The sequence below is a fragment of the Kamptonema formosum PCC 6407 genome (assembly GCF_000332155.1).
In the GTDB taxonomy this organism is placed as follows: domain Bacteria; phylum Cyanobacteriota; class Cyanobacteriia; order Cyanobacteriales; family Microcoleaceae; genus Kamptonema; species Kamptonema formosum.
The window spans coordinates 773159-791398 of the sequence record NZ_KB235898.1; the positions used below are offsets into that span (position 1 = coordinate 773159).

The 18240-nt window shown below is 47.0% G+C and carries 10 protein-coding genes; 5 read left to right on the forward strand and 5 right to left on the reverse strand.

Annotation, left to right across the window (positions count from 1 at the left end; translation table 11 throughout):
* Positions 1-3 precede the first annotated feature (3 nt).
* Positions 4-648: a hypothetical protein gene (locus OSCIL6407_RS0103420; RefSeq protein WP_007357790.1), complete on the forward strand. Its 645-nt coding sequence runs from the start codon at positions 4-6 to the stop codon at positions 646-648.
* A 509-nt stretch (positions 649-1157) separates the two neighbouring features.
* The gene (arr, locus tag OSCIL6407_RS38270) at positions 1158-1628 is read left to right on the forward strand and encodes an NAD(+)--rifampin ADP-ribosyltransferase (RefSeq protein WP_407635873.1); all 471 of its coding nucleotides are present in this window, start codon (positions 1158-1160) and stop codon (positions 1626-1628) included.
* Positions 1629-1884: 256 nt separating this feature from the next.
* Here the strand turns inward: arr and OSCIL6407_RS0103430 are convergent, their stop codons facing one another.
* The 3 genes from OSCIL6407_RS0103430 to OSCIL6407_RS0103440 all read right to left on the reverse strand — a co-directional run bounded on the left by OSCIL6407_RS0103430 (position 1885) and on the right by OSCIL6407_RS0103440 (position 8435).
* Positions 1885-2718, reverse strand: a complete 834-nt coding sequence (locus tag OSCIL6407_RS0103430; protein ID WP_007357793.1) for a 2OG-Fe(II)-dependent halogenase WelO5 family protein — start codon at positions 2716-2718, stop codon at positions 1885-1887.
* A 53-nt stretch (positions 2719-2771) separates the two neighbouring features.
* Positions 2772-4208 (reverse strand): amidohydrolase family protein, encoded by a 1437-nt coding sequence (locus OSCIL6407_RS0103435; RefSeq protein ID WP_007357794.1) that lies wholly within the window; start codon positions 4206-4208, stop codon positions 2772-2774.
* Between the two features lie 120 nt (positions 4209-4328).
* On the reverse strand, positions 4329-8435 hold the full coding sequence (locus OSCIL6407_RS0103440) for a type I polyketide synthase (RefSeq protein WP_007357795.1): 4107 nt from the start codon (positions 8433-8435) through the stop codon (positions 4329-4331).
* 276 nt (positions 8436-8711) lie between these two features.
* On the opposite strand from OSCIL6407_RS0103440, the gene OSCIL6407_RS0103445 reads away from it, so the two are divergent.
* The gene (locus OSCIL6407_RS0103445) at positions 8712-9497 is read left to right on the forward strand and encodes a sulfotransferase-like domain-containing protein (RefSeq protein WP_007357796.1); all 786 of its coding nucleotides are present in this window, start codon (positions 8712-8714) and stop codon (positions 9495-9497) included.
* A 280-nt stretch (positions 9498-9777) separates the two neighbouring features.
* On the opposite strand, the gene OSCIL6407_RS0103450 is transcribed toward OSCIL6407_RS0103445, so the two are convergent.
* Entirely contained in the window at positions 9778-15459 is a 5682-nt protein-coding gene (locus OSCIL6407_RS0103450; RefSeq protein ID WP_007357797.1) for a type I polyketide synthase, read from the reverse strand.
* 330 nt (positions 15460-15789) lie between these two features.
* On the opposite strand from OSCIL6407_RS0103450, the gene OSCIL6407_RS38275 reads away from it, so the two are divergent.
* Positions 15790-15951, forward strand: coding sequence for a helix-turn-helix domain-containing protein (locus tag OSCIL6407_RS38275; protein ID WP_083811334.1), 162 nt, complete (start codon positions 15790-15792; stop codon positions 15949-15951).
* The gene (locus OSCIL6407_RS0103455; protein ID WP_007357798.1) at positions 15906-16805 is read left to right on the forward strand and encodes an RNA-guided endonuclease InsQ/TnpB family protein; all 900 of its coding nucleotides are present in this window, start codon (positions 15906-15908) and stop codon (positions 16803-16805) included. The genes OSCIL6407_RS38275 and OSCIL6407_RS0103455 overlap by 46 nt, the downstream gene beginning before the upstream one ends.
* Positions 16806-16818: 13 nt before the next feature.
* Here OSCIL6407_RS0103455 and OSCIL6407_RS0103460 read toward each other — a convergent pair whose 3' ends face one another.
* The gene (locus tag OSCIL6407_RS0103460; RefSeq protein WP_071592440.1) at positions 16819-18084 is read right to left on the reverse strand and encodes a beta-ketoacyl reductase; all 1266 of its coding nucleotides are present in this window, start codon (positions 18082-18084) and stop codon (positions 16819-16821) included.
* Between the last annotated feature and the right edge of the window lie 156 nt (positions 18085-18240).

Sequence of the window (18240 nt, forward strand, 5' to 3'; positions counted from 1 at the left end):
CTTATGAAACGCACAAGATTTTTTAATAGTCTGAGATCAAGGAAAATTGCGACGGTTTTGTTGGCTGTGGTTTTTGTGCTATTAGCTGCTTTGAAAGTTAGTGCCCAGACTGAAGATGCAAGGTTGATGGTACTCAATGACAATAAGTTGAATATCAATTCGATCGAATTTAAACGAGTTGAATATGTGGGAGAATGTGCGGGTACTGTCACATATTCTGAGGGACAAAAAGCTCGGTTTGTTTCCAGCAAAATTACGCCGGGGCCTAACAGAAGAGCGATCGTTACAAATGTAACTATGGGAATGGAAACGAACCCCTATCCTTACACTGACAGAAGTTACGATCGAGGGGAGTCTTCAGAAGATTTTGGGTTGATCTTGAGCCACAAACATAAAGGTAAAAATTTGGCAGTTTTAGAAGGTGAAAATAAGTTACTCTATCAAATTAAGGAAGATGATAAAGTAATTGAAGAGGGTTCGCTAACGGCTCAAGTTTCTGTACAAAATATGGGTGTTTTTCCACGTCAGGTAGTTTGCGAAGAAAAATTAGAATGTCGGGGTAAATCACAATGTTACGACAGTAAAGGTCGGTATAGAACTGGTACTGCTGAAAGATGTTTTACTACTAGAACCTGTAGGTGCCCGTAACTAAATATCGGGACTTAAACAAAGTCAAAACTTCAAGGTAAGGCGCAAAAGTGCGATTATCGCGTTTTTGCGCTTAAAAAGCATAACCAGCCAGAGGTATCGCTCTAATGCTGAGGTCTCGTTATTCCAGAAAATTTGAGAGATCAGGGCAAAATCCTTATCCGTAGGTTCTTTACCCAAGGTTTCAGTCCAAGATTTTCTCAATTCTTACCGTTCGTTAAGATTAATTCGATATTATGGAATTCAACCCAAACAACAATGTTGTTAAACTCTGTCTTCAAGGTATGGGCATGGAAGAAAAAGGCAAACCTGAAGAAGCAAGTAAACTGTTTCTTCAAGCCTGGAACGAAGCGACATACGACTTTGAAAAATTTATTTCAGCCCATTATGTAGCTCGATATCAAAAAGATGTTTCCGACAAATTAAAATGGCTCGAAACAGCTTTGCAGTTGGCATTAAAAATAAATAACGACACTGTTAAAAGTGCTTTCCCTTCTCTATATTCAAACATTGCCAAATGCTATGAGGACTTACACGAACCTGACAAGGCAAAAAAGAATTATGAATTAGCAACTTCGTTTAAGGATAAACCTTCTGACAAAGGCCCCTTTTATCATGGGACGAAAGCAGATTTGCAAGTGGGCGATTTGCTGACAGCCGGAGGCAGTTCTAATTACAAACTCGAACTCAAAATGAATCACATTTATTTCACAGCCCTTGTTAATGGGGCGGGACTTGCTGCTGCATTAGCAAAAGGCGAAGGACGGGAACGAGTTTATATCGTTGAACCGACAGGGGGGTTTGAAAATGACCCGAATGTTACAGACAAAAAATTTCCGGGCAATCCAACGCGCTCCTATCGCTCACTCGCACCATTAAAAATCGTTGGCGAGGTAACAGATTGGGTGAGACAAACACCTGAAGATCTCCAAAAATGGCGTGAAAAGTTGGCCAGTAACAAAGGAGAAATTATTAATTAATTTTTGAAGATAATAATTAGTGTATGAGTATGCGATCGCCCCCCAAGCCCTTGAATATTCTAGCAAGTTAAGCCGTAGATAAGCAAAAACGCGGAAATCCGCGCTCGCGTTGTACTCTGTTGGGCAAAACAAACCCCCACTTCTGCGCCGGGGCCATGTCTTGCCACGCCTACGCGACGATCTTGGAGTCTACAACCCGCATTCTACCGTTGCATATTAAAAACTGTCCGAAGTATTGATCCGAAGAAATTAAATATTAAGTCCAAATAACAAGCGGGTCATCAGTTCCAGAGTATCCAATCAAACATCCCCATGTCATACGCACACCCGTTTTTATCTTTTTTACCGCATGAATTCTCATTGAATTGAAAAGAATTAAATCTCCCTGGTTCGGTCTGATCTCAAGTTTTGGTTGTCCGATCTTTTTGCTATCACCGACACTAGCTGGATCGTCTATATTTCGTTCTATCTTATATTCGCTTTGAGTTGGCCATTCATCCCAAAGCACTATTTCCCCTCCTGATTCAGACATTTTTAAATATACATTTGCCGCGATGTTATTTATAAGATTCGGCTTATCTTTATAGGATTTGAGAAAACCCCATCCCATTACATCACAATGTGGTACACCAGGGCTATCTTCTTTATGCTCTCTAACTATCCCAGCAAATACTTTTTTATCCCCAAGTTTTGCAAGATGGCAACCATAACTCCAAATATCATCAAGTTCAACCCTCAGTCTATCAATTGGACTTATGTATGGATGTATCAGCCTCCGCATTTCTTTCATCAATGTAGGTGCTTTTTCCTGCTGCTTTTCTAATGCAAGCTCACTTTCACCACATTCAAACAACTCTTGTCCTAATCGACTAACTGATGGGTGATCGGGATAAGCGCTAAAATACTTACTCTTTTTTATTCTCTCGGCGATGATCGCACACTCTTGGTCAAGAAAATAATTCGGTACGATTACCGCATCTATTGAATGGTCTAGAAGTCCAATTAAATGCCATTCTTCGAGATTTTTCGCAGATAATAGGGCATCTTGATTTGTTTTATAACTACCTAGCTTATTTTCATATACAGTCATTGGGTTTTCCTCCAGTTTTGATTCAGAAATGTTGTTGCAGATCGGCATTTATACTATAACGTACCCTTTGCCATCGCTTCCATCAATACCAGTTTTTGGTGAGCGGAATCAGCTTTTACCCGTTGCTCAAGCTGTTGCGCTTGCGCTTGCGCTTCAGCGAGAATAGCGTCCTCATTTACCGTGAGAACTTGGTAGTCTTCCACTAACAGTTTTCCCGCAACCATGACACTTTTAACTTCATGTCCTGAAGCAGCGTACACGAAGTTGGGTACGAGATTGCGAATTGGATCGAGCAGGGTTGGTGAGAGATTCGGAGCGGTAAGATCAATTAAAATCAGATCGGCTTCTTTGCCTACTTCAAGCGAGCCAATCTTGCGATCTAAACCAATCGCCCGCGCTCCTTCAATGGTCGCCATACGTAACACTTCCCAGGCAGGCATAATCGTTGGGTCTTGATATTTTATTTTGTTGAATAAGGCGGTCAGTTTCATCTCATTGAAGATGTTACAACAGTTGTTGCCGCAGGCTTGATCGGAACCGATCGCAACGGGGCCGCCTGCTTGCCGAAAGATGTGTGCGGGCGGCACGAGACCGTCGATAATGGCAATAGCACCCGAACAGAGTGCCATGCTAGCGCCACTTTTGGCCACTTGTATCGCTTCTTCATCTGTGGCATCTGTCAGGTGAACCGCTAGCAACTGTTCGTCCAAGTAGCCAATCTCATCCAGAAAAGCGATCGGACGCTTACCATATCGCTTTACAATTTGTTCAGTTTCCCGCTCGCCCTGCGCCACATGAATATGCAGCATTAAGCTTTCCCGTTGTGCAATCTCCTTGGCTTCACGTAGCATCTCAAGCGGCACCATATCCGCCGCCTGTAGTCCCAACATCGTGGTGATACGTCCCTCTGCCGCTCCATTCCATGCACAGGCAAAGTCCACAGCCTCTGCCATCGCCCGCCGCCCCGCCTTTACATCAAAGGGATAGATGTCTCCCTCCTTCCATTCCGACCAGTCGAGTGGGAATGCGTTAAACGCAGGAGACAGAATGGCACGTACCCCAATTTCATCGAAAAACTCTCCCCAGAGGGGGTAAAGAGACTCAGAATCGCCGAATGTGGTTGTGCCTGCCTTCAGCCCTTCCAACACACTCAAGCGCGTCCCGGCTATGTTCGCTGCGGGTGTCATCTGAAGTCCATAAGGCATTGTCGCGTCCATCAGCCAATTGGTTACATCTTGTGCTACCCCACGCAGAAGAGAACAAGTCGTGTGTATGTGAGCATCAATCAATCCAGGCAACACCGCACAATTCACCGCATCGATCGTTTTGTGGCTTTCAAAACGACTCAGCAACGCCTCCGTCGAATCAACTGCTACAATACGGCTACCCTCAACCGCGATCGCCCCATCGGCAATATACCCCACACCAGTTCCCTGCATCGTAAAGAGATGAGCGTGTATCGCTAATGTATCTACCTGTTTTTTAGTCATAAAACCCTCTATTAATCTATAAATGGCGAATGGTAATGGGTAAAGATACAGGCCATTACTGTGTACGTATCAATTGCATCACTAAGCCTAGTCAAAATTCAGACCTTACTTTTTCAGACCTTACTTTCTTTCGAGACCAAGCACATCGGCATGGCGGATAATACGACGATATGTTTCTTCGATCGCGGCATCGAAATCATTCAGCTTGAAAACCGTACTAACCGCATGACCACCAGAATCTCGGTCAGGTGGATAACCATCTCGCAGAACACGAAACGATGGGAGCACAGGCCAGTCATAGACAGAAAGTGCAATAAACTCGTCGATGGGTATGCCATCCTTGTCAGTCAGCGCAATGTACTCTTCGGGTGATTTCCCTGTTTGAATGTGGTATTTGGCATAACCTGGCATTGCTAGGCAGACAAAAATTGTGTCACGACGAGTTTCCCGCAGCATCAACAAAGTCTGAAGCGTCATTAGGTAGCTGGCTACTGTGGGGAAGTGTTTGCTAGAACCGCCCGCGACAATATACACATTGCGGCCACTCGGATCGAACGTTTTTTGCAGTCTCCCTTGGTCAGTCACTTCGTCCCAACTTCCATAAGTATATGGATCGACAGATGTTGGTTGTAGCACCTGCCACGCGCCCAACTCTCCATTACGCTCCATTACCCAGAACCAGGGCATATTACCACTGTTGAGCAAATCGATCCGATCGGCAATGAGCTTGGGAGGCGCGATCGCATCTTCTCCAATCCAGCCATACGCCTCCCTTTCAAGCTGGCTTAGTCTTGCTACATCTGCCATGACTGCGGGTCGAACCGTCCATGGATAAAGATGCAGGGGAAGGGAAGCAGGGGACAAGCCCAGCTCGGTGAGTGCAAAAGACTGCACCTCAACCAATGCGTCCTGTTTTGAAGTAACCGAGGATTCGATGAGAACCTCCTCTTGGTCTGCCTGTGGCACAATTCTTTCGAGTAAGAAACTGGCTAGCTGCTTAATCGTGGGATAGTCAAAAACCATCGCCACTGGCAGTTCCAACCCTGTGCTAGAACGTAGCTTATTACGTAGTTCGACCGCCATCAACGAATCAATTCCTAAATCGGAGAACCTCTGTTCGTCGGCGGGAACACTTCCTATAATCGGTTCGATTTCAGATTTGATAATGTTCTTTAATATCTCATATCGTTCCTGATGCGAAGTTTGACTTATTTTTTGTAAAAGTGTTTGACTATTTGTGGTCAAGCTTGCCTGTCGCTGCTGTTCCTCTACCAAATGCTCCAAAATAGTTGGTAATGCAACTCGTTCAGCAGGAGAGAGTTTGCGATCGCCGTCCAAAAGCGCCACCAAAGAGTGGACATCACCTTCTTGCAAATATTCCATCAGTAAAGTGGACACCGCGCCATGATTTTGTGGCGATGCAGTGTCCTGAGCTTGTTGAAGGGGATCTGATGCACTGGAAAGATCGAAGCTTTGTGCTGACTGGGTTGGTGCCAAATTAGAGTCGGGAAGCCAATAACGTTGTCGCTGAAACGGATAGGTTGGCAATACCACCTTGCGTCGTTGATATCCCCGATTAAATGCGTCCCAATCAATGTCAGCCCCATGCACGTACAACTCACCCAGACTAGAGAGCATCTGCTGCGAGTCGTTCTGGCTTTCGCGCAAACTGGGCAAGTAGCAAGTAGCAGTCCCTTCTGGGGCAGTTGACTCTTCCTCACTTGCTCGCAGCGCCATACCCAGCAGGGTGGCTGTGGAACCGATTTCGAGAAAGATATTGATACCCTGTTCGTGGAGCGTCCTCACCCCATCGGCAAAGCGCACTGCCTCACGCACATGGCGTACCCAGTAATCTGGTCTGGTGATTTCAGCGATCGCCACTTTCCCTGTGACATTGGAGACAAGCAGCAAATTCGGCTTGTGATAGGTGATGCTGGCTGCCACCTGGCGGAACTCATCCAATATGGGAGCCATGAGTGGGGAGTGGAAGGCATGGGATACCGTCAGTTGGCGTGTCTTAATGCCAACGGTTGCGAGTTGTTCAGCAATTGCCATCACAGAGATGCGTTTGCCAGAGACAACCACGCTTTCTCGCCCATTAATCGCTGCAATTGACACATCGTCTCGGTAAGGCGTAATCGCCTCCTGTATGCGAGCTTCATCTACCAAGAAAGAAACCATTGCTCCGTCTTGAGGTAGCGCTTGCATCAGACGACCACGAGTAGCGATGAGTTTAAGGCCATCCTCTAAAGAAAAGATGCCCGCCACACAAGCGGCCACATATTCACCCACACTATGCCCCATCACCACATCTGGTTTGATGCCCCACGATCGCCACAATTGCGCGATCGCATACTCGAAAGCGAAAAGCGCGGGCTGAGTATAAGCGGTTTGGTGAATGGTTTCTGATTTTCCCTCTGGGTAGAGAATCGAAATTAGTGACTGGTCGAGATATGCGCCAGCACGCAAGATGTCGTCACAATGGTCGAGTGCTTCTCGGAATGTAGGTTGCGTTTCGTAAAGTTGGCGACCCATTCCCACATACTGTGAGCCTTGGCCTGTAAAAAGAAAGGCGATCTTTGGTAAGGATTTGACTTCTCGCTCCCCACCCCGCGATCGCGCGATCGCTGCCAATTGCAAACGCAGTTGCTCTTGAGATTCCGTAACTACCGCAAACCTATGTTTAAAATGTTTGCGCCCTGTATGCGCCGTGAAACAAATATCCGCCAGACGAACATCGGGATAGGTTTCTATCTGAGCCGCATAACGCTGAGCCAGTTCTGGCAGGGCTGCGGGTGTTTTTGCAGATAAGGTTAAAATATGCTGCGTTTGATTAATATCATTAGTAGGTTGCTCTATGTTTGGAGCTTTCTCTAGTACGATATGAGAGTTTGTGCCACTAAAGCCAAAGCTACTGACTCCTGCAAAACGATCGCTGCTAGACCAAGATGTTGTTTCTGTTGGGATGCTGACTGGCGATCGCTCCCAGTCAATGTAAGGATTGGGCTGGTGGAAGTGTAGGTTTGGTGGGATTTCACCGTGCTGCATTGAGAGTACAACCTTGATCAGGCCAGCAATGCCAGCAGCAGCCTCAGTATGACCGATATTTGTCTTGACCGAACCGATAATAAGCGGCTGTGAGCGTTGACCAAAGACTTGCCCAAGCGCACCCATTTCGATGGGATCGCCTAATGACGTACCTGTGCCATGTGCCTCGATGTAGCTAATTTTATCTGGGTGTAGCCCACCATCCGCTAATGCCTGCCGGATAACCGCCTGTTGTGAAGGACCGCTGGGTACGGTTAAGCCACTCGTGTAGCCATCGTGATTGACCGCGACACCACGAATCAAGGCAAGGATATTGTCCTTGTCGGTAATGGCATCGGATAGGCGTTTGAGAACTACCATGCCACATCCCTCAGCACGGACATAACCATCTGCCCGCACATCAAATGTTTTGCAGCGTCCATCAGGCGACAACATACGCGATCGGCAGGCTCTGATAAAGCCATCCGGTGCCAATTGTGTCTGTACACCACCCGCCAAGGCCAAATCGCAGTCCTGTTGACGCAGGCTCTTGACGGCCAATGCCACAGAAACCAAAGAGGATGAACAGGCGGTATCAAGAGCCAGATTGGGGCCAGTAAGTCCCAAATAATAGGATAGACGACCGCTGGCTGTACTATGGCAGTTACCAGAACCAGAGTAGACATCTAGTTCGGAACTATTACGCATAATCAGATCGCGATAATCGCAATCACTGATGCCAACAAAGACCCCTGTCTGTTTACTAAGGCCATTGCCTGTCAGCCCAGCGCGTTCTAATGCTTCCCAACTCACCTCCAAAAGCAGCCGTTGTTGTGGGTCTAAGCTAACGGCCTCGCGCGCGGAGATACGAAAAAAGTCGGGATCGAACCCATCGATCTGCTTCAGAAGACCAGCATGGCGTGCGTACATTTTGTTCGGTGTGGCTGGCATCGGATCGTAATATTTATCCACATCCCAACGGGTTTTGGGAATCTCACTAATTGCGTCAACCCCATTGCGTAACAGTTGCCATAATTCTTCGGGCGTATCCGCACCCGGAAATCGACAACTCATTCCGATAATGGCAATGGGTTCTCGTTGCGCGTATTTTAAACGTTCAAGCTCGGCTTGTAGCTCCTCTATTTTATTCAATGCTTTCTTGACTATAGAAGTCACCTGATTCTCTGGCAAATTATTCATTGATTACACCTCTTGCAAAAGTCGTCGCTGGGGTAATGTGGAGTCTGAAATTAGGCGATCGCGCCCGTCAATTATAAGCTTTTCTTATTCATTAACGGGGTGAGCCGAAGTTCGTATCTGCCGTAAAATTTTCTTTTCTTAAGTAACGATTTATGGTATCGTGACTAACGTTTTTCAAATGTTTGGCACAGTGGGTTAATTATCTTAAAAAATATGCTGAGCCTGCGGAAGAGTAAACGCAAGTTAAGTCGTAATTCTTATGTAAAGGAGCATATCATGCAAGAAAAACGCATCGCAATGTGGTCTGTGCCACGCAGTTTTGGTACAGTGTTGCTACAAGCCTGGTCGAGTCGGTCAGATACCGCTGTCTTTGATGAAATTCTCTCCTTTCCCTATCTCTTTATCAAAGGCAAGGATCTGGGCTTTACTTGGGCGGATCTTGATTCTAGCCAAATGCCCTACACAGATTGGCAATACGTTATTGAGCGGTTAAAGGCTCCCGTACCCGAAGAGAATTTGCAATACATCATCGAGCTGTTAAAGGCTCCCCTGCCCGAAGGGAAATCGATTTGCTATCAGAAGCATCAAGCGTATCATTTAATCGAAGAGATAATGGGGCTTGAGTGGATCTTGCCCTTCACCAACTGCTTTCTGATTCGCCAACCCAAAGAAATGCTCTTATCTTTTCATAAGATTGTGCCGCATTTTACCTTTGAAGAAACAGGCTGGATCGAATTAAAACGGCTGTTTGACTATGTACATCAAAAGAGCGGAGCAATCCCGCCTGTCATAGATGCACATGACCTGCTCAACGATCCGCCGCGAATGCTCTCCAAGCTTTGTCAGGCTGTAGGGGTTGAGTTTACTGAGGCTATGCTCAGTTGGCCCCCCATGGAGGTCGAGTTGAACGAAAAACTAGCCCCTTGGTACAGCACCGTAGCAAGCTCTACCAATTTTCTCCCCTATCAGGCTAAGGATGAGCCGTTGCCGCTACATCTTGTCAATATTTGTGAACGTTGCGATGAAATTTATCAGGAATTATATCAATTTCGACTTTCTTAGTGCTGCGTTCCATAAATGATGTCCAGGTTAAAGAAGTTGTATAGCAAAAGAATCTGGACACGATACGCGATCGCATAATCGGTGATTTATGAGATAATTCTTTTAGAACCGATGTGATATCTTTTGGGTTTCCCTTCTTCACTCACTGTACAAAAGCAAACTTAACCTTCTTGTGTCACTTTCGGCAAAAAATAACCTGGAAGGCTTATAGCAATGGCTGAAACTCATACAGCCTCTTGATTTCAATCTAGAGTTGCCCCTCGTTGCACGAACCCTAGCTTTACCCCATATCGAGTGCTTGTGCCAGCATTCGCGCAATGTCATCCACGCTTTCATTATCATCTATTTTGGATTCTATTGATATGCTGTCTGCTGTCTGTGCTGCTGGTTGCGCCATTTGCTCTGCCTTTTGCATAGAAGCATCATCATCAAACATTTTTGCTACTAGGTAGTCATGTAATGAATTAAGTGTTGGACAATTAAAGAGCAGAGTGGCTGGCAGAGGGCGTTCCAAACTACATATCAACTGATTCCGAAATTCAACCGCCATCAAAGAGTCCAGTCCCATATTCATTAATCCCTGAGAAGGATCGATTTTTTGATTAGAAGCAAAACCGAGAACTTTGAGTGCTGTTTTTTCAAGATGTTCCATCAAAAGGGCATCGCGCTCTGTCTCCGGGAGTGTTTGAAGCTGTTGCCGCAGACTAACTTTATTTGAGGTGCTACCTGCTATTTGCCGCAACTTGGTTTCTTCTTCGCTACGCAAGTGGTGTGCAAAGTATTCATAAAATGGCATATTCATGCCGCCAACATAAGATAGATATTCTGCCCAATTCGTCGGTTGTACAGCAACTTGGGGGATTGTATGCTTATTAAGTTTTTGAATAAGTTCGACGAGAATATGCTCTCCTTGCTTTGGAGGAATTGCCGCGATTCCCTGTTTTTCAAATGATAAATTAGCTGCCATCCCCACTTCTGCCCAAGCCCCCCAGTTGATACTCAAGCTATTGGAGCCCCTGGCGTGACGATAATACATTAATGAATCCAAAAACGCATTGGCTGCGGCGTAATTAGCTTGTCCTGGCTCTTCTATGAGCGACGCAACAGACGAGAACGCGACAAAGAAATCTAAGTCGAGGGTTTGGCTCTGTTGGTGCAGATGCCAAGCTCCGCCTACCTTTGCCGCCATCACCTTTTGAAAACGCTCTCGATTTTGTTGGATCAGGATGCCATCATCCAGAACACCCGCCGCGTGGACAATCCCTTGGATAGAGGTCTTGCTCTGACTTTCTATTAAAAGTCGTTCGCAATCTGCCGCATCAGAGATATCTGCAACAATCAAATCAACCCTAACATCCTCTTGGCGTAGTCGGTCGATAATCGACTGGGCTTCGTTTGAGAGCGTAGCACGGCGACTGTTGAGAATTAAGTGTTTTGCCCCAGCATCCGCAAGTGCAAGTGCCACTTGCAATCCCAGTCCGCCTAATCCACCTGCGATCAGATAGCCTCCATCGGGCTTGATTTCTGTTTGAATCAGCGCGTGATTTTCTACTTGATAACGAATCAACCTTGCAACATATCGTATTCCTTGGCGGTAAGCAATTTGAGATTCACCTTCTGTGGCTTGCAGCTCGTTCAATAAGAGTGGTACTCCATTTGAGAGCGTATCAAAATCCAAACAACGACAATCAAATTCAGGATGTTCGGCACGGATGGTTCGACTCAATGCCCATAAGGGTGCTTGTTCGATCTGTAAATTCGCTAAGTCATCACCAACCGCTTGACTATTTTGTGTAATTAACCATAGTTTGGGTGCCCACTCTATCTCGCTGAGGGCTTGTACCAAATGAAGAAGACCACCACATAAGTTTAGGACGATATCTGGCACTATCAAATTATTAAAAACATTTGTTAGATCGTGACGATTCCACAGATAGAGTACATATTGACAAGGCGATCCACTGTCTGTCAGAGTTTCCAAAAAACATTTATAGTCATTAAGAAAAGCGGGATTAAGTGTGACAACTGTTGTTAATTTTGTCACACCATCGAGGGCGACATCACCAAGATGTCCAGCGCGTGTAATGTGTTGCTCGGTAACAGTATACTCACGCCCAGGCACTACAAAAATACACCGCTTTCCTTGGCTCTGCAAATGTGCTGCCAAGTCCGCCCCTATTCCTTCGGGTTGTGCAAAAAGAAGCCACGTTTCTGCACCTGTTTTATTAACATCCAGCCCCTCCGAGATTAGTAGAGGTTGCGATCGCCAATCGACGGTATAGAGCCAGTCATGCCAAAAGTCTACCCCTTGCAAGGCTTCGGGCATAGCAACACGAGCTTCTAACCCTACAAATTCCGCGATCGCTTGCCCACTCTCATCAAACAGAGAAACTTCCCATGTGTATCTATTTTTTTCTGTGGCATGAACCCACCACGTTTGTCCGCTTGCAGGCTGATAACAACGTAGTTCCTTCAGCGCAAAGGGCACTGTCGTTTCTGATTTCCCATTTTCATCGCCAGACGAAATAGCAAATGGCACTTGCGTACAGGCATCCAACAAACCGGGATGAATTACATATCCGTTGAACGATTCAATGCTTTCCGGTTTTTGCAGACGCGCCAAGGCTTCTCCATTGCCTATCCATACTTTTTCTAACCAGCGAAAACGAGGGCCAAAAACCAGACCTTTGTCTGTGAATGTTTGATAGAAAAGGTTGCGATCGATTTCCTGCGGGCAACGTGCTTGTATTTCTTCTAGCTCCACTCTAGGAGGCACTGTATCTTCAAGCTTAAATTGCCCGTTGGCATGGGTGACGGGTGTCTCAAAATTAGCATCTGTACTGTTGCTCTCAGGTACATCCTCAGCAAAGCTAAACAATTCAAATTGTGTCTCGTTGCCACGCTTGTTTAGCGCAGCATTAGAGGGAGAACAGGCGACTTGCACTGTGCGACTCGCTTCATCAGCGATCGCCAGAGGTAAAGGGAAGGTAACATCTTTTAGCAAATAGGTAGTTTGCTTTGCACTATTCCCTCCTCTTAAATGACCATTTGTATATGACTCGGCAATACTCAGTAGCATTGATAGATAGCTTGCACTTGGCAACACAACTGCACCATAAATGCGATAGTCATCAAGAAAGGGCAATGTCTCTAGACTAAATTCTTTCTCAAAGATTGTTTCGTTGTGACGCGGCAGTTTCATGCACCTGTCGAGTAGAGGATGCAGGCTTTTAGCGGCGTGCTTCTGTTGGGCTGATTCTACCCAGTAACGCTGCCGCTGCCAGGGGTATGTCGGCAGGACAACTTTATGTCGCACATAGTCTTTATCAAAACCGATCCAGTCAATCTCAACACCATGTAGATAGAGTTGACTCAAGCTCTCCAACATCTGCTGCCAGTCGCTACGATGCTCGCGCAAACTGGGCATCATCATCATTGGCGCAGAGGATGAATTCTCAGAACTTTGTAACTCAACCATGCCAAGCAGTGTGGGTTTGGGGCCGATTTCGATCGCGAAATTGACATTCTGTTCGTGTAACACCTTAACCCCATCCGCAAAACGGACAGCCTCTTGCAAATGTCTCACCCAGTAATCGGGAGTGGCGATTTCTTCATATATTCGTCGGCCTGTGACATTCGAGATTAGGTTGAGCTGCGGTGGTTGATAGGTGATTGTGTTGGCAACTCGGCGGAATTGACCTAACATTGGCTCCATCAATGGCGAGTGAAAGGCGTGAGAAACAGTTAGTTGGCGTGTCTTGATGCCTTCGGCAACTAACTGTTGGGTAATCTGTTGTAATGTCTCCCTTTTACCAGAGATAACCACACTCTCTGGGCCATTGATGGCCGCAATAGAAACCTCTCGGCCCAAAGGTGCGATCGCTTGCTCTATGCGCGATTTATTGGCCATCACCGATACCATCGCCCCATCGCGAGGCAATTCTTGCATCAGACGGCCTCTTTCCGCAATCAGTTTGAGACCATCCTCTAAAGAAAAGACACCCGCCACACAAGCGGCCACATATTCTCCCACACTATGCCCCATCACCACATCAGGCTCAATGCCCCACGAGCGCCACAACTGCACCAGTGCATATTCGAGAGCGAAAAGAGCGGGTTGAGTATAAGCCGTTTCATCAATTTGGGATGTTGCGTCCAGTCCCATCTCTTGGCTGGGATAGAGTATTGAGAGGATCGACTTGCCCAAATGCGATCGCAAAATCCGATCGCAGCGATCGATCGTTTGCCTGAAGGTAGGTTGGCTCTCATAAAGTTCTTGCCCCATTCCTACATACTGCGAGCCTTGACCTGTAAAGAGAAAAGCTATTTTTGAGAGAGAGGTCGCCTCAAAGAGCCCCTCTCCCGATCGCGCAAACGTTTCCAATTGCTGGCGCAACTGCGTTTTAGACTCTGCTACTGCGGCAAAGCGATGTTTAAAATGTTTGCGCCCTGTGTTGGCTGTAAAGCAAATATCCGCCAGACTCTCCTGCAAGTTTTTAGTTAGATAAGTCACATAACGCCGAGCAAGTTCTTGTAGTGCTTGAGGTGTCTCTGCTGATAAGGTAAGAACACGCTGCTTTGAATGAATCTCTACAGTAGACGGCTCTATTTTTGGGGCTTCCTCTAACACGACATGAGCATTGGTGCCACTAAAACCGAAAGAACTGATCCCGGCGAAGCGATCGCCCGCAGGCCAAGCTGTGCGTTCTGTTGGGATGGCGATCGGCAATCGCTCCCAGTTAATGCGAGGACTGGGCTGGTGAAAGTGTAAATTAGGCGGGATTTCGCCATACTGCATGGCAAGGACGACCTTAATCAGTCCAGCAATCCCTGCTGCGGCTTCTAGATGGCCAATATTTGTTTTGACTGAACCAATAATTAAAGGCTGCGATCGCTGATTAAAGATCGTTCCCAACGCGCCGACTTCGATCGGATCTCCTAATGAAGTTCCTGTGCCATGAGTTTCTATATAGTTAACTTGTTTTGGTGTGATGCCGCTATTGGCGATCGCTTGGCGAATTACGGCAGCTTGTTGGGGGCCATTCGGAACGGTCAAGCCACTCGTGCGACCGTCTTGGTTGATGGCTGACCCGCGAATCAACGCCAAGATGTTGTCCCCATCGGCTTGTGCGTCCGACAAGCGCTTGAGCACGATCGCGCCACATCCTTCGGCTCGGACATACCCATTTGCCGACGCATCAAAGACTTTGCAACGACCATCGGGAGACAACATACGGGCTTTTGCTAGTGAGATACTTTCCTCTGGCGCTATCAGCCGATAGACTCCCCCAACCAACGCTAAGTCACATTCTCGCTGGCGCAGACTTATCAGTGACTGATGTACAGCCACCAACGACGAAGAACAAGCCGTATCTATTGAGAGACAGGGGCCTGTCAGACCTAGAAAGTAGGATAAGCGACCACTGGCTGTACTATGAGCATTACCCGAAGCCAAATAAGTATCAATTGCTCCTTGCTTCAAGAGTATTTCACGATAATCAAGGTTACTAATACCAACGAATACGCCCGTTGCCGAAGGTGGAATCACCGCTGCGTTTTCCAGTGCTTCCCAAGTCACCTCTAATAGCAAACGTTGCTGTGGGTCAAGAGAAACCGCTTCTCGCGGTGATATGCCAAAGAATTGAGCATCAAACTCCTCAAGTTGCTCGACAAACCCACCAAAGCGAATTGACATCTTGTCTGCGCTTTCCAGATTTCCGTCTACATAGGCATCAACATCCCAGCGGTCTTTTGGTACCTCACCAATAGCATCAACCCCATCACGCAACAACTGCCAGAACTCTTCTGGACTATTCGCACCCGGAAATCGACAGCCCATACCAACGATCGCGATCGGTTCGTGTTGGCTCTCCTTCAACCTGTTAACTTCAGCTTCCAGAGCCTCTATCTTGTGATAGGATTGCTTGACTAATCGTTCGTATATTTCTAGTTTTTTATCCATGTGCTTAACTAACAGCCGGGAAGTCCCTCGGTATATTTAGAGGGGATGAATCTGAGCGCTGCGCGAAGTACCCCGAATAAATTACCGCAGGGATGAAAGGCTCGTCGGATGGAGGTACGGAAGCCGACAATTAGACTCGACTACCGTGGATCAATCTTCTGGAGCATCCTGATTTTCAATATACCTCTAAGTGCAGAAACAGTGACACCTCCACAGGAAGCGATGAAATACGAACTAAGCTGTTTCGCATTTAAACTGTGATTTTTGTGCGGTAAAACTCATTCACTCTTTCAGGGAATTCACTTCTAAGTCGCCGAAAGGAAGTTTCCAATGCAACTCACCTACAAATACCGCCTCAAGCCCACAAAAGCTCAGTTGGCAACGATTGCGACCCACCTAGAACTCTGCCGTAGGCAATACAACTACCGCCTCGGCGAAAGGTTTAGATGGTGGGAATCCACGAGAACACCTATCAATGCCTGGCCAAAATAGGTCAAGTGCCGATGGTATTCCATCGCCCAATACCAACAGGATTCAAGGTCAAGACGGGGACGGTTATTAGAGAGGCAGACGGGTGGTATATTGCCCTGACGTTAGAAGATAAAACGGTTCCCGTGACGGTTGCAGAGATTCAACCGACTACTGAAAACACTCTTGGTATTGACTTAGGAATCACTAATTATGTTTACCTCTCCAACGGTGAAAGAATTGAGAATCCTAGATTCTTGAGGAAATCTGCTGAGAAATTAGCAAAACTTCAGGCAAAGTTGGCTAGTAGAGTCAAAGGCTCTAAGTCTTGGCATATTCTCAAGAGCAAGATTTCTCGGCTGCATCAATTTGTAGCTAGAGCGAGGCTTGATTTTCAATTCAAGACAGCACATGAACTATTTGGCAAGTGTGATGTTTTGGTGGTTGAAGATTTGAGTATCAAGAATTTAACAAGACGCGCTAAAATCAAGACAGACATTGAAGATGGCAACTTGGTTTATTTGCCGAATGGTCAAGCAGCCAAGAGTGGTCTAAACAAATCAATGCTTGATGCTGCTCACGGTCAATTTGCCAATGTCCTCAAGTATGTTGCCTGGAAATTGGGTAAGAATGTTTTGTTCGTCGATCCGAGGGGAACTTCTCAGCATTGCTGGAATTGCCTCAATAAAGTACCGAAAGAATTGTCGGAGCGGTGGCATTCTTGTCAATGCGGCGAGTCTTTAGACCGAGATGAAAACTCGGCTAAGCTGATCAAAAAGATTGGTCTAATTCATCAAAGTGGCGGGGGAACTTCGTCACTCAAAAAAGCCCTTGCACAAAGGGAAATAGAAGCCTGCGGTCTAACGGTACTCCGTTGACCGTCAGGTTCGTTCACAGTTCCATCTCTAGTTTCGCGGCAAGCAACTGCGTTATCTCATCTATTGACGACATCTCATCTTCTTCATCAGATTCAGGCTTTTGTAGCTGCTTAGGTGTTTCTAGCAATTCGTCGGCAAGATAATTCACGAGAGCCTGTTGCGTTGGATAGTCTAAAGCCAAAGTGGAAGAAAGAGAGCAACCCAAACTGGCTTGTAACCTGTTTCTTAACTCGACAGAGGCCAGGGAATCCATTCCCAGGGTAAAGAAGCCCACCTCTTGCTTTGCCAGTAGAGTATTCGCGTCTATTCCCAAAACTAGGGCCACCTGCTCCCGAACATGAGCCTGCAAGAGAGTCATACCCTCTTTGGGCGGAGCTTTCTCTAATTGATCTCGAATATTATGCCCGTAAGCTTGGGAGCGAGAGCCCCTCTCCTGCAAGGTTAGTTTACCGGAGGTGTCAATATTCTTCATCACATCGCTGAAGAACGGCTGCGGAGTCAATTGCCTTGCTAAGAATTGTGGCCAGTCGATCGGCATGACACCCACTTGATGCACCGTACTCTCGTCTTTGAGCAACTGGTCGAGAATTTGCAAACCCTGTGCCAGGGTAATGGTTCCCTCTCCCTGTTTGCTGGACAACTTATCTAGTCCAAGTCGAGCCGCAATTCCCACTTCGCTCCACGTACCCCAATTAATTGATAGGCTCGGTAGCCCTAAGTGGCGACGATAAGAGGCGATCGCATCAAGAAAAGCGTTTGCCGCAGCGTGATTGGCTTGCCCAGCGTTACCGAGCAAAGAGGTGGCGGAAGAGAACAAGACAAAGAAATCTAAAGGCTGATTTTTGGTCAGTGTATGTAGGTTCCACGCACCTGCTACCTTGGGAGCCATCACTTCTTCAAAGGCTTGCCAACTTTGCTGCTGTAGAATCCCATCATTTAATGTACCTGCCGCGTGAATAACGCCCCGTAATGGTGGGTACGTTGCTGCTGCAAGCGATCGGGTTAGTTGTGCTGCATCGGCAATATCGGCTTGTACGACTGTCACGGAAGCTCCCAGTTGCTCTAGTTCGCTTAATTGAGCTTGCTGCTCCTCCCTCGCACCACGTCGTCCGACCAGCACAAGGTGCCTGGCCCCATGCGTAACTAGAAAACGAGCCACCAGTAACCCCAGTCCGCCTAGACCACCAGCAATCAGATAGCTGCCATCGTCGCGGAATGTGAGAGGCTCTTGTTTATCTTCCCCTCTAGTGGGGCGGGCTAAGGGCGAAAGTCTTGCCACATAACGCCTTTGTTCGCGAAATGCTATTTGCTGTTCGCGAGGTCGCGTTTGCAGATCGGGCGCATAAAGAATGGGGAGCGGGGGAGCGGGGGAGCGGGGGAGCAGGGGAGCGGGGGAGCGGGGGAGCGGGGGAGCGGGGGAGCGGGGGAGATGGAA